Raw genomic sequence first — 15,582 nt, 5'->3', positions numbered from 1 at the left:
GTGCCAAATGTAGTCCCGAATGTAGCTCCGATAATCGGTAAATTAATAACCAGATCAGTTTAATGGGAGAAGTGATTGATGAAACGGGTTGCCGTTGTATTAAGTGGATGCGGTTTTTTAGATGGGGCAGAAATCAATGAGTCAGTATTAACCCTATTAGCATTAGATCGTGCCGATGCTGAGGTGACCTGTTTTGCTCCCGACCAGCCTCAGTCCGATGTCATCAACCATTTTACGGGGAAACCAGCCACCGAGAGCCGCAATGTGCTAACTGAATCTGCACGTATTGCCAGAGGTAAAGTTCAGCCGTTGTCTCAGGCTGATGCCGCGCTGTTTGATGCACTGATTGTACCGGGTGGTTTTGGTGCAGCAAAAAACCTGAGTAACTTTGCCTCTCGTGGTGCTGAATGTGAAATCAATCAAGACCTGACCCGCCTAGTTAAAGCGATGCATAAAGCGGGTAAGCCAATGGGATTTATTTGTATTGCTCCGGTATTGTTACCAAAAATGCTGGGCGTCCCGGTTAGGTTGACCATCGGTAACGACATTGATACCGCAGAAGTGGTAGATGCTATGGGCGGTGAACACATTACTTGCCCGGTTGATGATATCGTGGTGGATGAAGAACAAAAAGTGGTCACTACACCCGCCTATATGCTGGCACAGCGTATCAGTGAAGCCGCTCTGGGGATCGAAAAGTTGGTGGCCCGAGTGTTGGTGTTGAGCGCATGAAGAAATCCGCCCCTTCAAAAATGATGGGGCGCCCGCTGTTTTGGTTAAAACGATGCGTTAAGGCTGTTTTACTGATGTGGGGGGCGGGGATCATTATCTTTGCTTTTTTACCGGTGCCATTTTCGGCTGTAATGGTAGAGAAGCAACTGGGCGCTTGGCTGACGGGTAATTTCTCCTATGTAGCTCATCAAACGTGGGTATCGATGGATGATATCTCTCCCCATATGGCGCTGGCGGTGATTGCTTCGGAAGATCAAAAGTTTCCTAATCACTGGGGCTTTGATATGAATGCCATCGCTTCAGCATTTAGCCATAATGAACGTAAACCTAACCGCATTCGCGGCGCTTCAACCATTTCTCAGCAAACGGCTAAAAATCTGTTCTTATGGAATGGTCGCAGTTGGTTACGTAAAGGGCTAGAAGCTGGATTGACCGTTGGCATGGAACTGGCGTGGACTAAACGCCGTATCCTGACAGTTTATCTGAACGTCGCCGAGTTTGGTGAGGGCGTCTTTGGCGTTGAAGAAGCGGCACAACGTTACTTTGGTAAATCGGCCAAAAATCTGACCCCTTCCGAATCGGCAAGGCTGGCTGCCGTTTTGCCTAATCCCATACGTTTTAAAGCAAATAAACCTTCTGGCTATGTGATTCAGCGGCAAAACTGGATATTACGCCAAATGAGGCAGTTGGGAATGGGAACGCTGGACTGGTAATGTGGGCCCAGCGCGCTCCATAGCTGAGTACCGACCGTTTACCGTGCAAATATAAGCACATTGTTTTACGGTCGGAATATTCATTGGTGCTGATTTATTTGGTTTATCAGCAGTCTCAATTCAGAGATATCCTCTGAGCCTGACAAATTACTGCTGAAAACTCCGCTAATCTATTTTTTCTGTGGTTCAGTGGTGACCTGTGGAAGATCCGAATTATATTCTCGGCTTTGTTCCTGCAGCGCTTGTGCCAGTCGTTCCCGTAGATTTCTGGTCGCTTCACTTTCACCATTGTCATCACTGGCTGGCGGTCGGAGCTTATTGCTCATTGGTGCTAGCGGAATATCACCTTCAGGCTCGCCTCTGATTACATCGCGATCCACCAGCGGTTGGCTGAGGTTGTCCATTGTCGTTAACGGGGATGGTGCCTGTGGCTGAGGTAATGGTTTGGTGGTGTAAATATAGTGCATATCGGAAAGGAATATTTCAGGCTGTGTTTTTGGGACTTCAGGTGTAGGGATTGATGCCTGCATTTGTACCGGTTTAGGGTAGAGATATTGCCAGTACATATGACCAAAGGTGCCAGCAACTACAAGCAGTGATGCAGCGATTACACCCGCAATGGTATACAAACCTAACCGAAAGTGACTTAGCGGTGCCGCGGTGATACGCACCCGGTCATTGGTTCGTTGACTGTTTTGAGTACGCTGATTGCGATAAGCAGTAAGGGAGATAGCGGACATAGTTACTGTATCCTTTGCTTAATTACCGACACGTCCGGTATATTTTGATCTTTTATTAACTTCGGTGAATCACCGGAGGCCAGTGCTAATTTCATCAGTGTTTCTGAGCCAACCCGCCCGTCATCTTTTAAACCCTCATTCTTCTGGAATTGTTTGACGCTTTCCATCAGATCGGGAGACCAAGTATTCTTTTTGCTCTTAGGTTTGAGCAATGTGCGGCTTAACATTTTGTCCAGCCAAGCAATTTCGCTGCTGCTGCTAACCGCATCAATTTTATCCCGGCCTAGCGGCGTTAACCGATAGAACATAATGTATTGTCCGGTACTTTTTTGTTCAAACCAACTGCGGCTGGCTTGCCAAGTACGGTTATTAACCAGCAGGTCGATATCAGTCTTGCCAACCCTAACTACGTTGACATAGCCAATATTATCGTCAACTTTCACTTCTGCTACCCAGGGGTAGCCAATCTTCTCCATCTCTTCCAGCGTAGCTTGGCCTTTTTTGCACTGCAAGTTGGCTCTGCCAGCTTCCTCACAGAATGCATCATCATTAGAAACGTCGTAGCCCCATATTTTGTACATTTGCCGCATTGCGGTGATTTGGTTGCCGATTTCCAGATCAACGGCGGGTTCGGCTTTCGGTTCCGGGAGCGCGATGGGATCGGGCTCCGGCGGATTCCAGGCCGTAGGATGCGGTAAATGTGGAGAGATAACCGGTAACATAGCCCAACCTAAGGCCAGACAAACAACCACGGAAGCCAAGGCAATGGATAATTCGGTTGGCGTTGTCCGACAGGAACCCGTGATCTCTTTGGTGGCCATCTTTAGATGGTGTTGAGTGATAACTTCGCTTCGCTCGGCATAGGCTCCCAGCAGCGCATAATGAGCAATTCGGTTAATCAGCGAAAGCTTTCCTTTCGCTGCCCGATAAATCCAACGTATCTGTTGAGGGCTAAACAGTGCAGGATTGCCGTCATTCCAAGCTAACTGATGTTCAAAATATTCAGGGTACTCGCGTATGCTTGGCATACGAAAGTTCAGATTGGTGTGTAGCCATGACTGAAAAGTTTTGGGTAACAAACGACCTAGCTTATCCGAACCGCACAGTAGAATAGTGAGTGACGCGTTTTGTTCTTCAGCTTGGGCAAGGCGCTTCTTTAATATATCCCAGCATCCTTCAGCCATACATTGTGCGGACGTGATGATAAGTAGTTGTGAATTAGTGGTGATGAACCCATGATTTACCAACTGATGATTGGCCTCAATGTTTTCCAGCTTTTTCACTAACTCTTTTTTTGACAAAGAGGGTGAAGCATTGATTGTTAAACTATGACCATGATATTCAGCAGCAATTCTTTTAATAACATCATTTAGGCTATTTTCATCTTGTGAATAGAACCCAATCACGCCTTTTTTATTACAGGCGTGGGAAATGAGTAAGTAGATGCTATGAAAGTATTCAAGAAAAAATCGATTGTTATGAAAAATAGTATTTCTAAAGGGCTCACTGCCAAATTTAAAATGTTCTAAGTACATAATTATTATCACCCTTTACTCTATTGACACCGTTGTGTATTTTATTCGAATAGTCACTTCTTCATTTAAATCAATCTGATGCTTATTTTTGTGATTGGTGGTGAAAATATGTTAGCTATAAACCAATATTGCTGACCTTTTTGGCAAAAAATTATTTAATTCAAGGCGAACAACTCATTGACTTAATTATAAGATTATCATTGTGATAATGAATTTATAGTTCTCGACTTTCACCCTGTCAAGAAAGCACATTTTTTTCGTGCTAAAAACAGGTGAAAACAAAGCCGTTTTACAGATGTAAGAATGAATAATTAGCCTATCTCTTCACTTTTTTGTGATTTTTATCTATGCATTGATAGAGGCAACCTATTGTTTTATTTTGTCTAATTGGGTGGTTTTTATTGCGATTATCAATAAATTTTCTCGATGGAATAAATAAAATTATTTTCTTTTGGGCTAGTCATCGAAGCGTAAAGTTTTAAAGGTTGCTATTGGTCATCAAAAGTACCCGTCTTTTTTAGGATAAGAAACGTGTGGATTCAGCCAGTGATTATAGAGAAAATACGCGCAATCCAATAAGTGTGAGAATACGTTAATTATTTCCCTGATATTCAGGGGGGTAGCTTATTGTCTCTATTTTATCTATAAGGTATTTGAATTATGCAGATTAATATCATTAATAAATACACCGTTCCGGCACTGATTTTTGGGGTGTTTGGTATTGGCGCCTTTCATGCTTACAACACTTATGATAGTCATAAAGACTATACGTTAAGTAGTGATATAAAACACTCATCACATAAAAAGAAAAAAGAGGAAGAGATTAAGCCTGTGACGCTGGCCTTGTTTAATGCACCGCAAAAAGCCGCGCCAGGTGCGGATAAAAAGTCCCCTTTAGTACTGGATATTAGTGCTATCGTATACAGTGATAAACCTGGGCTATCGATGGCAACGGTGAATCAAGCCGGGAAGCAAGTTAGCTATCGTGAAGGTGAAAAAGTACAGGGTTATGAGGATGTATGGGTTGATACTATTGAAAAAAATAGCATTCAAATTCGCTATAAAGGCGATATGGAAACCGTACAGCTAAAAAATCCTGATTATATTAAAGGCGTTGATGCAACTCATTTGTTACCGGAAAAGGATAAGCGGCTGGTTGAAAACCATTTGGGTGACTATTTTATTTTGGGTCCTGAGTATAAATCATCAGATAAATTGTTAGGTTTGAAAATTACACCTAAATCCGCTTCTGATGTTTTTAAAAAAGCAGGGCTTAATCCGGGTGATATAGTTGTAAAAATAAACTCCAAGGATGTAACAGAAAATAAAGAAATAAAAAGCCTTATTGACCAATGGGCTAAGTTGGATTCAGCGAATATTACGGTTAAGCGCGGTGGCGAAGATAAAAACATTCATCTAGATTTACAAATACTGTGACCCTATATGAATTAGATTTAATATGAAAAGAAAAATCTGCGCTCGCTCAGTGCTCGCATTATTATTTTTATATTCCGGGCATTTAATCGCTGCTGATTTTAGTGCTAATTTTAAAGACACTGATATCAGAGAATTTATTGATGTTGCCAGTAGAAATTTAAATAAAACAATTTTAGTCGATCCGGCAGTGCAAGGAAAAGTGTCAGTAAGAACCTATGATCTTCTTACTGAAGATCAGTATTATCAGTTTTTTCTTAGCGTATTAGATTTGTATGGTTTTTCTGCTATTCCGATGGATAACGGTATGATTAAAATTGTCCGTTCATCGACAGCGAAAACCGCTGGGGTACCTGTTGCAGATACTGAAAATCCGGGAAAAGGTGATGAAATTATTACCCGGGTCGTGCAGATGGAAAACGTACCCGTCAGGGACTTAGCGCCTCTATTACGCCAGCTTAATGATGCCTCCGGCGTGGGTAACGTAGTGAATTATGAGCCGTCTAACGTTCTGTTACTGACGGGAAAAGCCTCTTCGATTAATCGTCTGGTGGACTTAGTTCACCGGGTTGATGCTTCCGGTGTACAGCAAAGAGAAACCATTCCTTTACAATATGGTTCTGCCAAAGAAATTTCAGATATGCTCAATAATCTGAGCAATGAGGAACAAAAAGGGCAGAGTGCACCACAGTTAACGGCTAAAGTGGTTGCGGATACGCGCACCAATACTTTGGTATTGAGTGGTTCATCTCAGGCGCGTGAGAAAACCCGCAGCCTGATCAAAAAGCTGGACCGTAATGAAAACAGTCAGGGTAATACTCGGGTGTTCTATCTTAAATATGCCAACGCAGTCAAAATTGCCGCGGTGTTAACCGGTATTGGTGACAAAATTCAAACGGATAAAGGCGGTAGCGCTAAGGCATCAGCTTCACTGTCCAGTAAGAATGATTTGAATATCACCGCTGACGATCAGACCAACTCACTGGTTATTACCGCACAGCCTGATGTCATGCAATCACTGTCACAGGTTATTGATAAGCTGGATATACGTCGGGCGCAGGTACTGGTTGAAGCCATTATTGTTGAAGTTCAGGACGGTGCAGGTCTAAACCTGGGCGTGCAATGGGCGACATCTAACGGTATTTCGCAATTTACTAATACCGGTATTCCTATCTTTACCGCCAAACGTGGTAAAGATCAGTTAGATATTGATGGCCGATTCACTGCAACTAACCCATTGACCGGGGTCCTTGGCGGCTATAACGGTTTAGCTACCGGGTTCTTTAACGGCGATTTCGGTGCTCTGCTAACTGCTCTGGCTTCTGATAATAAGAGCGACATTCTATCAACCCCTAGCGTGGTGACCCTCGATAACCGGGAAGCTTCATTTAACGTCGGTCAGGATGTTCCTGTACTGTCGGGTTCTCAGTCTAATACCTCTGGGGATAACGTCTTCAGTACGGTAGAGCGTAAAACCGTCGGTACTAAACTGAAAGTGACTCCGCTGATCAACGATGACAACTCGGTTCAAATGAAAATTGAACAAGAAGTTTCCAGCGTGGATCCAACGTCTGCTCAGAGTACGTTGGGGCCTACCTTTAACACCCGGACGATTAATAACGAAGTTTTAGTCCGCAGTGGTCAGACCGTCGTGTTGGGCGGATTGGTTGAAGACTTCACGACTCAAACCGTTTCTAAAGTCCCGTTACTGGGCGATATTCCATTAATCGGTCAACTATTCCGCAGCACATCAAATACCAAAGCGAAACGAAATCTGATGGTCTTTATTCGCCCTACGGTTATTCGTAATGATGCTGACTATAACTACAGCTCGAAAGTGAAATACAACAAGAGCCGTGAAGACCAGCAGTATCGGATTGAAGAGAACAAGATAGGTATTGTTCCGCCGATTGATCCGAAAGTTCTGCCTGAATATCCGGACAACTTGTCTCCTGGAACCTTGGGCGGTACGGGCACTGATAACACGACTCAACCGATTGTGCCAGCAACCACAACGCCAGCACCACGTGGACGTAATCCATTTCGCGACTAACGAGTAGAAGGTGGATGATATGGAAACTTCGAGCAAAGATTTCAGTTCCTATAGCTACGCCAAAGAGAATGGAATTCTGTTGGACCAAGGCGAAGTTTACCTGCGCGAAGATACGCCTTTACAGGCGTTACTGGAAATGCGGCGTATACAGGAACAGGCATTTACCCCGATCACACTAACGGTTGAAGCGTTTGATGAACGCTTGTCGCGAGTCTGGCAACAGGGGAGCGGCGTGTCTCAACAAATGGTCGATGATATGGATGGTGATATCGACCTGATGGCACTAACAGAAGAAATTCCCGATAGTGAAGATTTGCTGGATAGCGACGAAAACTCACCGGTTATCCGCCTGATCAACGCCATATTAAGTGAAGCGGTTAAAGAAGGTGCTTCGGATATCCATATCGAAACCTTCGAGCGCACCCTTAGTATTCGTTTTCGGGTGGACGGCCTGTTACATCCGGTTTTACAACCAGCCAGAAAGTTAGCTCCGCTGTTGGTTTCCCGTATTAAGGTCATGGCCAAGTTGGATATTGCCGAAAAACGGTTGCCTCAGGATGGCCGTATTTCTCTGCGTATTGGTCGTAAAGCCATTGATGTTCGGGTATCAACGATCCCCTCACAATATGGCGAGCGCGTGGTTATGCGTTTATTGGATAAAAACAATATGCGTATGGATCTGGGGCAGTTGGGCTTGGCGGATGATGACAGAGAGCACCTTGAAGGGTTGATTGCCAAACCTCACGGTATCCTGCTAGTGACCGGACCGACAGGTTCCGGTAAGAGTACTTCTCTGTATGCGGTGCTCTCTTCCCTCAACAGCTTTGAGCGCAACATTCTCACCGTAGAAGACCCGATTGAATATGAACTGGAAGGCGTTGGACAAACTCAGGTTAACCCTCGTGTAGAGATGACGTTCGCACGTGGCCTGCGCGCTATTTTACGTCAGGACCCTGATGTCGTGATGATCGGGGAAATTCGTGATAGCGAAACGGCGCAAATTGCGGTGCAGGCATCACTAACCGGTCACCTAGTTATGTCGACCCTTCACACCAACAGCGCCTGCGGTGCGGTTACCCGTTTACGGGACATGGGGTTGGAATCGTTTCTGATCGGTTCTTCATTATTAGGGGTTATTGCACAACGTCTGGTGCGCCGCCTTTGTAAACATTGCCGCACGACCTCCGAACTCTCGCCAAGAGAAAAGGCAATGTATAACTTTTTACCTCAACCACCTGATGTGATTTACCGTGCTGTTGGCTGTGAGCAATGTCGTGAAAGCGGCTATCAGGGACGAGCCGGTATCCATGAATTCCTAGTGATGAATACCGAACTACGTCGAGCCATTAACGACAATCTAGATGAAATGACGCTGGATGAGATATTGCGTAAGCATACTCGAAGCCTGCGGCAGAACGGATTATTAAAAGTTATCAGTGGTGAAACCTCCATTGAAGAGGTGATGCGCGTTACCGCTGAACAAAACGAATCCGGAGAAGCATAATGGCACATTACGCATGGCGGGCAACACTGCCAAACGGCAAAACCCAAAAAGGTACCTTGCAGGCGGAAACGCCAAAGCAGGCACGCCAACAGTTGCGTGAACAGGGCATGACGCCCATCAGCATAGAAGAGACCAAAGCCGAGTCGGGCAGTAAAAAATCGTTTTTTTCGCGCAAGATTTCCAGTAATTCACTGGCGCTGTTTACCCGCCAGCTATCAACGCTGACCAATGCCGCATTGCCATTAGAAAGTGCGCTGAAAGTTATCGCTCGCCAGACAGAAGACGAAGTCATGGCGAAAGTCATTGATGACATTCACGACAAAGTGGTGGAAGGCTACTCCCTATCTGATGCTTTAGGCAATTATCCCCAGGCGTTTGACAATCTATACCGCACGCTAGTGACAGCAGGTGAAAAAACCGGCCATCTGGGAGAAGTGCTCGACAAGCTGGCTGATTACAACGATCAGCGTCAACAAATGAAAAGCAAGCTGACTCAGGCAATGGTTTATCCCATCACGCTAACGGTGGTGGCGACGACGGTTATTTGTATTCTGTTGGTGGCGGTTGTACCACAGGTTATTGAACAGTTTACTCATATGAAACAGGGGTTGCCGGTAACTACGCGGACGCTGATCGCCGTGAGTGACTTCTTACAGGACTACGGGCTTTATATCCTCATCGCCATTATTGGTGGGGTGTTTGGATTCCGTACTTGGGTATCTAAAGGAAAAAACCGCCTGCGCTATCATAAATGGTTGGTGCGCTCCGCACCGATCAGCAAGCTGGTGCGAGCGATTAACAGTGCTCGCTATATTCGTACCCTCAGTATTTTGCAGGCCAGTAGCGTTCCACTCTTAGAAGCCATGAATATCTCGGTAGACGGGATAGAGAATCTGTATGCCAGAGAAATACTCACCGAGGCTGCCGACAAGGTTCGTCAAGGGGCAACACTGAACTCCTCTTTGGAACAAACACAACTATTTCCACCGATGATGCTGTATATGGTGGCATCGGGAGAACAAAGTGGTGAGCTGGGGCCGCTGATGGAGCGCGCCGCAGATACACAGGATAAGGCCCTTCAGCATCGAATTACATTAACGTTAGCCGTTTTTGAACCCGCATTGGTTATTACCATGGCGACGATAGTGCTGTTCATCGTCATGTCAATTTTACAACCAATCCTGCAACTTAATAACATGGTGAGTTAAAAATATCATGAAAAATCAAATTGTTAATAAAAATAGCGCGCGAAGCCAGTCGGGTTTCACCCTGATGGAAATCATGGTGGTTATCGTTATTTTGGGCGTTCTAGCCAGCCTGGTTATCCCTAACCTGATGGGAAACAAAGAGCGTGCGGACCGGCAAAAAGCGGTGAGCGATATTGTTGCCTTGGAAAATACCCTTGATATGTACAAGTTGGATAACGGCCGTTACCCAACCACTGACCAAGGTCTTAAAGCGTTGGTGACCAAACCTGAACTTCAGCCAGTACCTAAAAATTATCGTTCTGATGGCTATATTCGTCGTCTGCCAACCGACCCGTGGAACAATGACTATCTGATTGTTAGCCCGGGTGAGCATGGAGCGATTGACGTGTTCTCCGTTGGCCCGGACGGTGAGGCAAACACCGCAGATGACGTCAGCAACTGGGACATAGACAAGAAAACTGAAGCAGAACCGGGACAAAAATAATGTCCAGCCATCGCTCCCGAGGTTTTACGCTGCTTGAAGTCATGTTAACGCTGGTGATTTTTGCCATCAGCGCCACCGCGGTGGTGATGACATTACCTTCAAAAAGCGGGCCGGGGGTGTTTGGCGAACAGTTCAAGACCTTGGTGGATTATGGGTCAAGTAAGGCTGTCATGGAGGGAAGTATTGTTGGCCTGACGCTCACCTATCAGGGGTATCAACTGATGGTTCTGAAAGGGAACGGAGAAGGGGCACAAGATAGCTTACAGTGGCAGCCGCTGGTGGCGGGTCGAATCAGCACAAAAGGGGAGTTTCCGGAAGATCTGCGCGTCACTCTAGAGCCGCAGAAAATGGCGCTGAGTTTAAATGACCCTCCACAAATTATTTTTTACCGGATGGTGAGATCAGTTTATTCAGACTGATGTTCGAGGGCGAAGACAGAAAAGATGTCTATTCTGTTGTTTCTCAAGGGGCATCTCCGGTTGAGGTGGTAAACGGCTACGGTAATGATGCGAAAGAGGCTAAAGATGAGAAAGATGCGCCATGAGCAAGGCATGACACTGCTGGAAGTCATGGTGGCCATGGCTATCTTCTCTTGCGCAGCGTTAGCACTGATGAATACCGTGACCGTCAGCAGCCACTATACCGTACGGTTGGGAGAAACTTTACGGGCGAGTTGGGTGGCAGAAAATCAGATGGCCGAGGCGAAGTTGAACCGCCGTACTTTTACCGATCAACCCAGTGGTAATGAAGAGATTGGCGGGCAAACTTGGTATTGGCAAGCGCGATTGGCGCAGACGCCATCCGGCGTAAAAGTGAATGAAGTTATCGTATTCCGCGAAGGTGAGGAAGAGCATCCGTTAGTCACACTGCGTGATGCTTCGCTGGAGGGGGGACGAAATGAACACCTTAAAGCGCGCCCGCCAGCAGGGATTTACCATGATGGAAGTCATCATTGCGCTGGTGATATTTGCCATGATCAGCATGATGGCGTGGCAGATATTAACCGGTTCAATGAGCAATGCAGCCGTGTCGGATGCGCAATCGGCCCGGTTTAACCAACTGCAAATGACCTATAGCCGATTGGAACGTGATTTTTCGCAGGCGATGCCTCGGGCTCCGGTTGGTAGCAGTGCGGCGTTTGAACTGAGAGACGGCATATTGGTTCTGACGACTCAGGACAGTGTGGTTAGCTTGGGAAATCCACAAAGTGCCGATCTGATCCGGGTGTCATGGTGGCTGAAAGATAATCAGGTCTATCGGGGGGTCGCTTCGGTACTGGATGGTGCCAACGTCAAGGATTGGACCAAAATCCCCATGATCGACCGGGTAAAAAAGATGGATTGGCGCTTTTTTAATACCGCTTGGCAAGCCCAGTGGGATGAGGCCGAAATGATACCTAAAGGTATCGAACTCACGCTAACGCTAGAAGACGATACGGTATGGCGTTGGGTGTTTATGACGCCGGGTAACTGGCCGAAAGGCGGAACAGCAAGCGTTCAGGGGACCGATGAAAACGCGCCGGCGGCAGGTGAGCAAAAACCGGATGCGGATAAACCGGGCGACGCTGTGCCACCCGCGCAAGGCAATAGCACGCCGGATGCCGGAGGTGCTAAATGAATAGCGGATCTAAACGGCGTCAGCGAGGTGTTGCTCTATTAGTGATACTGATTCTACTGGTATTAATGTCGGTGTTAGCCGCCCGTATTAGCCAGCAGTTTACGCGCAACTTACAGAAGATTCAGTTTCAACTGGGTCAGCAAACTTTACGATGGAACTCTGATGCCGCAGTGCAATTAGCCATTCACCGTTTGGGCGATGATTTGGCCGACGGTAAAAAGGCCAGCTCACTGGAGCAGTCCTGGGCTCAGCCAATAAGCGTAAAAACGGAAGATTATCAGTTAGACAGTCAGGTGTTTGATGCACAAACCTGTTTTAACGTAAACAGCCTGTTAGCGCCGGACAACAGCGCGGTTTCCCCCCTTCCTGGGGAAAAGGCGATGACACAAAAAGTGGTGGAGTACCTGATGACTAGCGCCGGTATTAATGCGGCAACGGCAGAAACGCTGTTTAACGAATTGACGGTCTATTTAGGTATTGATGGCGGCAGTGATAACGCTAAAGCCAGTGCGGCGGTGGAAGCCTTTAAGTCTCTGCAACCGCCAAGGGTACCCGCTAAACAGATGATGTATACCATCAGTGAACTGAAATTGCTGCCGGGGTTTCCATTGGAGTCTTATGCCAAGTTGAGCAAATTGCTATGTGCATTACCCAATACGAAAACCAAAGTGAATATTAATTCACTGACTAAACAGCAGTCCTCACTGCTTTCAGGATTATTTTTGGGAGAGCTGACGGTGGATGACGCTAGTCAGTTGATTGGTAAGCGACCTGATGGCGGATGGGAATCTGTTGAGGCGTTTCGGGCTCAGGTGGAAAAGCAGTTTCCGGTGAAGGGCAAAGAGACTTCCGCTGACAGTTATATGACCGTGAACAGTCATTTTTTCACCGTGTATACCACCGGGCGTACCGACAATTTGACGCTGCGATTTGTTGATAATTTGTACCTTGATGAAGAGACCAGAGAAGCTAGCCGCTGGTTACATCGATATCGAACTATTGAGTAGTAGGGATATTTATAATGAAACAGGCACTTTTTATCAGATTAGGTTCAACGCCGGATGCGCCCGTTTGGTGGTGTGCTCTACAGGCTGGGGTAGCATCAGCACCTGAGCGTCTGGACAGCTGGGATCAATTATCCCAATTGAGGTCACATCCATTATCACATTCCGTTTGCCTGTTGCTTCCTACCAGCGATCTTATTTTTCGCCGTTTTAAGTTACCTAAAAAATGGGCGCTGCATCAAACCCCGCAGTTTACTTGGATCGCAGAAGATTCATTGATGGGTGAAATTGATGATTTGCACTGGACCGTCATGCGCCGTACCGGTGGAGAGTTGGATACCGTTGCGGTACGCAGTGCCAAATTGCAGGAGTGGTTGGATGCTTGTGGTAATGCCGGGCTTAAAGTCATTCAGGCATTACCGGATGCTTTGTTGCTGCCGGAGAACCCTGAAGGGCATACGGTTGTTTCCCTAGAGGATCAGTGGTGGGTGCGCTATGACACAGGTGCCTGCGTGGTGGAAACGCCTCTGCTATCTGATTTGCTGGCTCGCTTACCGCAAGGCACAAGGCGCAGCTACGGTGATTTACCGGAAGGCATGGCCACTGATGAAGCCAATCCGTGGCAGCATCCGTTACTGTTAATTCAGGAGCGTTGGCGAGCGGAACGGTTAAATATACTACACGGTGTGTTTAGCCAGACAGATAACCGCAGTGAGGTCTTAAAGCGCTGGAAAAAACCACTGATCTTTTCTGTGATTTTGGCTTTTTGTCTGAGTCTATTTCCTCAGTTTGCCGTGCTGTGGAACGTTAAAAACCGCCAGAACGATCTGGTTCAGGAAACACAGCAAGTATATCAACGCTATCTTCCCGGAAATGTCCCGACCAGCAATCTCAAATACAACTTTGAAAAGGGTATTAATAAAGCAAAAAGTGGCTTTTTTACCCAATTAGGTCAGTTGGATATGATGAAGCAAGCTTATCCGGATATTGAAGTTCGAACGGTGAAATATGATGGCAAAAGCGGAACATTGACGTTGGATGTCAGCTCAATGGAAAAAGACCGGATCTCCGAGTTTGTTACACAAACGCAGCCAATCTTTGGTTTCACTTTACAGCCGGGCTCGACAAACCCGCCATATACCGGCGTTCTGATTGGGGGAGATGTCGCAAAATGAAAGAGAAGCTAATCGCCTATTTTAATGCTAAAGCACCGCGGGAACGGGTGTTGATGGTTTTGGGTGTCATCACGCTGCTGTGGGGGCTACTGTTTTACGGCGTGTGGATCCCTTTACAGAACGCGGTGCAGGAAGGCTGGCAGTCTATCTCCCGTTCCCAAGATACCATTAGCTGGATGCAGGAGCAGGCACAAGAGCGTGATTTACCCGCTTATCAACTGATCGCCGACGATCCTAAACAGGCGATAGAACAGAGCGCCGCTGAGGCAAAAATCACATTGGCACCGGTACAAGTGGCTGCCAACAATGCCGATATCAACATTGATAATGTACCTTTTTCTTCGCTAAAAAGTTGGCTGACGACGTTAAACAGCACCTCAGGTATTCGAATTGAAACCATAACCATGGCTCCGGCAGATAATGTGGGAGGGGTGAAGGTTCAGTTGAAGCTGGCTTGGGGGCCAAGAGGATGAGTTCAGCAGAGCCGCTATTTTTTCTGCTGCGGGGAGAGTATTTGTGGCTGTTATGCCTGCTAAGTACTTTGTTAGGTGCCATTGTAGGGAGCTTTTTGGGCGTGGTGATAGAGCGTTTACCCTTGATGCTTAATCATCAAGAGGGGGAACCGGTGCTAAACCTAGCCCTACCTCGCTCTCATTGTTCACAATGCTTACATGTGTTGCACTGGTGGGAGAATGTTCCCATCGTCAGTTGGTTAGCATTACGCGGGCGTTGCAGTCAGTGCAAAATTGCCATACCCGCCCGATTATTATGGATAGAAGTGGCGACGGCGTTGCTGTTTTGTCTGATGGCAATATTAATGCCGTCACCGGAGAGGTTGTTATCGTCATGGATATTGGTCAGTTTTTTACTGGCACTTAGCCTGATTGATTGGTGGCATATGTTATTGCCGGATGCATTAACACAACCGCTCCTTTGGCTGGGATTGCTGATCAATGCCTGTGGTGGTGCGGTTAATTTAGCGGATGCTGTGTACGGTGCAGTTGCGGGTTATCTGTGTTTGTGGTTGCTCTACTGGTTGTTCTGGGGGCTGACGGGAAAAGAGGGGCTGGGTTATGGTGATTTTAAGCTGTTGGCGGCATTGGGGGCATGGTTAGGATGGCAAGCGTTACCCTTTTTATGCCTGATTGCCGGACTATTAGGCATGGTCATCGGTGGCTGGAAAACGTGGCGGGCAGGAAAACAGATGCCATTCCCCTTTGGTCCCTATTTAAGTATTTCCGGAGCAATACTATTTATATTTTATAATTCACATACATATCTTTAACTTAATAAATAGAATGGTTTTATTTTTTTAGTTTCAGGAATAAATAGATATTCGTTGCTATTGTTTTAGGAAAGGTAAAACTATTTTTTGTCATGAAT

At 46.5% G+C, this 15,582-nt stretch carries 16 protein-coding genes and 1 pseudogene; 15 read left to right on the top strand and 2 right to left on the bottom strand.

The window, feature by feature from the left end; all coding sequences use genetic code 11:
- Positions 1–78: 78 nt before the first annotated feature.
- Together elbB and mtgA are read left to right on the top strand one after the other, a co-directional pair.
- Entirely contained in the window at positions 79–732 is a 654-nt protein-coding gene (elbB, locus tag HYN51_RS13230) for an isoprenoid biosynthesis glyoxalase ElbB (RefSeq protein ID WP_108900452.1), read from the top strand.
- On the top strand, positions 729–1,445 hold the full coding sequence (gene mtgA / locus HYN51_RS13225; RefSeq protein WP_108900451.1) for a monofunctional biosynthetic peptidoglycan transglycosylase: 717 nt from the start codon (positions 729–731) through the stop codon (positions 1,443–1,445). The genes elbB and mtgA overlap by 4 nt, the downstream gene beginning before the upstream one ends.
- A 170-nt stretch (positions 1,446–1,615) precedes the next feature.
- On the opposite strand, the gene HYN51_RS13220 is transcribed toward mtgA, so the two are convergent.
- Positions 1,616–2,185 (bottom strand): hypothetical protein, encoded by a 570-nt coding sequence (locus HYN51_RS13220; protein WP_108900450.1) that lies wholly within the window; start codon positions 2,183–2,185, stop codon positions 1,616–1,618.
- 2 nt (positions 2,186–2,187) lie between these two features.
- Positions 2,188–3,720, bottom strand: a complete 1,533-nt coding sequence (locus tag HYN51_RS13215) for an ExeA family protein (RefSeq protein ID WP_108900449.1) — start codon at positions 3,718–3,720, stop codon at positions 2,188–2,190.
- A 660-nt stretch (positions 3,721–4,380) separates the two neighbouring features.
- On the opposite strand from HYN51_RS13215, the gene HYN51_RS13210 reads away from it, so the two are divergent.
- The 13 genes and pseudogenes from HYN51_RS13210 (at position 4,381) to HYN51_RS13155 (ending at position 15,484) form a co-directional block, all read left to right on the top strand.
- Positions 4,381–5,157 (top strand): PDZ domain-containing protein, encoded by a 777-nt coding sequence (locus HYN51_RS13210; RefSeq protein WP_108900448.1) that lies wholly within the window; start codon positions 4,381–4,383, stop codon positions 5,155–5,157.
- Between the two features lie 22 nt (positions 5,158–5,179).
- Positions 5,180–7,207, top strand: coding sequence for a type II secretion system secretin GspD (gspD, locus tag HYN51_RS13205; RefSeq protein WP_108900447.1), 2,028 nt, complete (start codon positions 5,180–5,182; stop codon positions 7,205–7,207).
- Positions 7,208–7,226: 19 nt separating this feature from the next.
- Positions 7,227–8,711, top strand: a complete 1,485-nt coding sequence (gspE, locus tag HYN51_RS13200) for a type II secretion system ATPase GspE (protein WP_108900446.1) — start codon at positions 7,227–7,229, stop codon at positions 8,709–8,711.
- Positions 8,711–9,919, top strand: coding sequence for a type II secretion system inner membrane protein GspF (gspF, locus tag HYN51_RS13195; protein ID WP_108900445.1), 1,209 nt, complete (start codon positions 8,711–8,713; stop codon positions 9,917–9,919). Before gspE ends, gspF begins: the two co-directional genes overlap by 1 nt.
- 7 nt (positions 9,920–9,926) lie before the next feature.
- Positions 9,927–10,403, top strand: coding sequence for a type II secretion system major pseudopilin GspG (gspG, locus tag HYN51_RS13190; protein ID WP_108900444.1), 477 nt, complete (start codon positions 9,927–9,929; stop codon positions 10,401–10,403).
- Positions 10,403–10,822: a prepilin-type N-terminal cleavage/methylation domain-containing protein gene (locus HYN51_RS13185; protein WP_329958619.1), complete on the top strand. Its 420-nt coding sequence runs from the start codon at positions 10,403–10,405 to the stop codon at positions 10,820–10,822. Before gspG ends, HYN51_RS13185 begins: the two co-directional genes overlap by 1 nt.
- Entirely contained in the window at positions 10,822–10,947 is a 126-nt protein-coding gene (locus HYN51_RS16755) for a hypothetical protein (RefSeq protein ID WP_329958618.1), read from the top strand. Before HYN51_RS13185 ends, HYN51_RS16755 begins: the two co-directional genes overlap by 1 nt.
- Positions 10,907–11,215, top strand: a pseudogene (gspI, locus tag HYN51_RS16830) (type II secretion system minor pseudopilin GspI); the annotation flags it as partial. The gene HYN51_RS16755 and the pseudogene gspI, both read left to right, overlap by 41 nt.
- 85 nt (positions 11,216–11,300) lie before the next feature.
- Entirely contained in the window at positions 11,301–12,020 is a 720-nt protein-coding gene (gene gspJ / locus HYN51_RS13175) for a type II secretion system minor pseudopilin GspJ (protein ID WP_192878411.1), read from the top strand.
- Positions 12,017–13,027, top strand: a complete 1,011-nt coding sequence (gene gspK, locus HYN51_RS13170; RefSeq protein WP_108900442.1) for a type II secretion system minor pseudopilin GspK — start codon at positions 12,017–12,019, stop codon at positions 13,025–13,027. The genes gspJ and gspK overlap by 4 nt, the downstream gene beginning before the upstream one ends.
- Before the next feature lie 14 nt (positions 13,028–13,041).
- Positions 13,042–14,199 (top strand): type II secretion system protein GspL, encoded by a 1,158-nt coding sequence (gene gspL, locus HYN51_RS13165; RefSeq protein ID WP_108900441.1) that lies wholly within the window; start codon positions 13,042–13,044, stop codon positions 14,197–14,199.
- Complete coding sequence (gspM, locus tag HYN51_RS13160; protein ID WP_108900440.1) at positions 14,196–14,672, top strand: type II secretion system protein GspM; 477 nt, start codon at positions 14,196–14,198, stop codon at positions 14,670–14,672. Before gspL ends, gspM begins: the two co-directional genes overlap by 4 nt.
- Positions 14,669–15,484: a prepilin peptidase gene (locus HYN51_RS13155; RefSeq protein WP_108900439.1), complete on the top strand. Its 816-nt coding sequence runs from the start codon at positions 14,669–14,671 to the stop codon at positions 15,482–15,484. The genes gspM and HYN51_RS13155 overlap by 4 nt, the downstream gene beginning before the upstream one ends.
- The last annotated feature ends 98 nt before the right edge of the window (positions 15,485–15,582 follow it).

Source organism: Limnobaculum parvum (assembly GCF_003096015.2).
Lineage (GTDB): Bacteria > Pseudomonadota > Gammaproteobacteria > Enterobacterales > Enterobacteriaceae > Limnobaculum > Limnobaculum parvum.
This window is presented reverse-complemented; position numbering and strand designations above follow the sequence as displayed.

Excerpts from the sequence above, each read along its gene's own strand:
- HYN51_RS13220 (WP_108900450.1), bottom strand. The coding sequence starts at position 2,185 with ATGTCCGCTATCTCCCTTACTGCTTATCGCAATCAGCGTACTCAAAAC.
- gspK (WP_108900442.1), top strand. The coding sequence starts at position 12,017 with ATGAATAGCGGATCTAAACGGCGTCAGCGAGGTGTTGCTCTATTAGTG.
- gspM (WP_108900440.1), top strand. The coding sequence starts at position 14,196 with ATGAAAGAGAAGCTAATCGCCTATTTTAATGCTAAAGCACCGCGGGAA.
- HYN51_RS13215 (WP_108900449.1), bottom strand. The coding sequence starts at position 3,720 with ATGTACTTAGAACATTTTAAATTTGGCAGTGAGCCCTTTAGAAATACT.
- HYN51_RS13210 (WP_108900448.1), top strand. The coding sequence starts at position 4,381 with ATGCAGATTAATATCATTAATAAATACACCGTTCCGGCACTGATTTTT.
- gspL (WP_108900441.1), top strand. The coding sequence starts at position 13,042 with ATGAAACAGGCACTTTTTATCAGATTAGGTTCAACGCCGGATGCGCCC.
- gspJ (WP_192878411.1), top strand. The coding sequence starts at position 11,301 with ATGAACACCTTAAAGCGCGCCCGCCAGCAGGGATTTACCATGATGGAA.
- HYN51_RS13155 (WP_108900439.1), top strand. The coding sequence starts at position 14,669 with ATGAGTTCAGCAGAGCCGCTATTTTTTCTGCTGCGGGGAGAGTATTTG.
- HYN51_RS16755 (WP_329958618.1), top strand. The coding sequence starts at position 10,822 with ATGTTCGAGGGCGAAGACAGAAAAGATGTCTATTCTGTTGTTTCTCAA.
- gspG (WP_108900444.1), top strand. The coding sequence starts at position 9,927 with ATGAAAAATCAAATTGTTAATAAAAATAGCGCGCGAAGCCAGTCGGGT.
- elbB (WP_108900452.1), top strand. The coding sequence starts at position 79 with ATGAAACGGGTTGCCGTTGTATTAAGTGGATGCGGTTTTTTAGATGGG.
- gspE (WP_108900446.1), top strand. The coding sequence starts at position 7,227 with ATGGAAACTTCGAGCAAAGATTTCAGTTCCTATAGCTACGCCAAAGAG.
- mtgA (WP_108900451.1), top strand. The coding sequence starts at position 729 with ATGAAGAAATCCGCCCCTTCAAAAATGATGGGGCGCCCGCTGTTTTGG.
- gspD (WP_108900447.1), top strand. The coding sequence starts at position 5,180 with ATGAAAAGAAAAATCTGCGCTCGCTCAGTGCTCGCATTATTATTTTTA.
- HYN51_RS13185 (WP_329958619.1), top strand. The coding sequence starts at position 10,403 with ATGTCCAGCCATCGCTCCCGAGGTTTTACGCTGCTTGAAGTCATGTTA.
- gspF (WP_108900445.1), top strand. The coding sequence starts at position 8,711 with ATGGCACATTACGCATGGCGGGCAACACTGCCAAACGGCAAAACCCAA.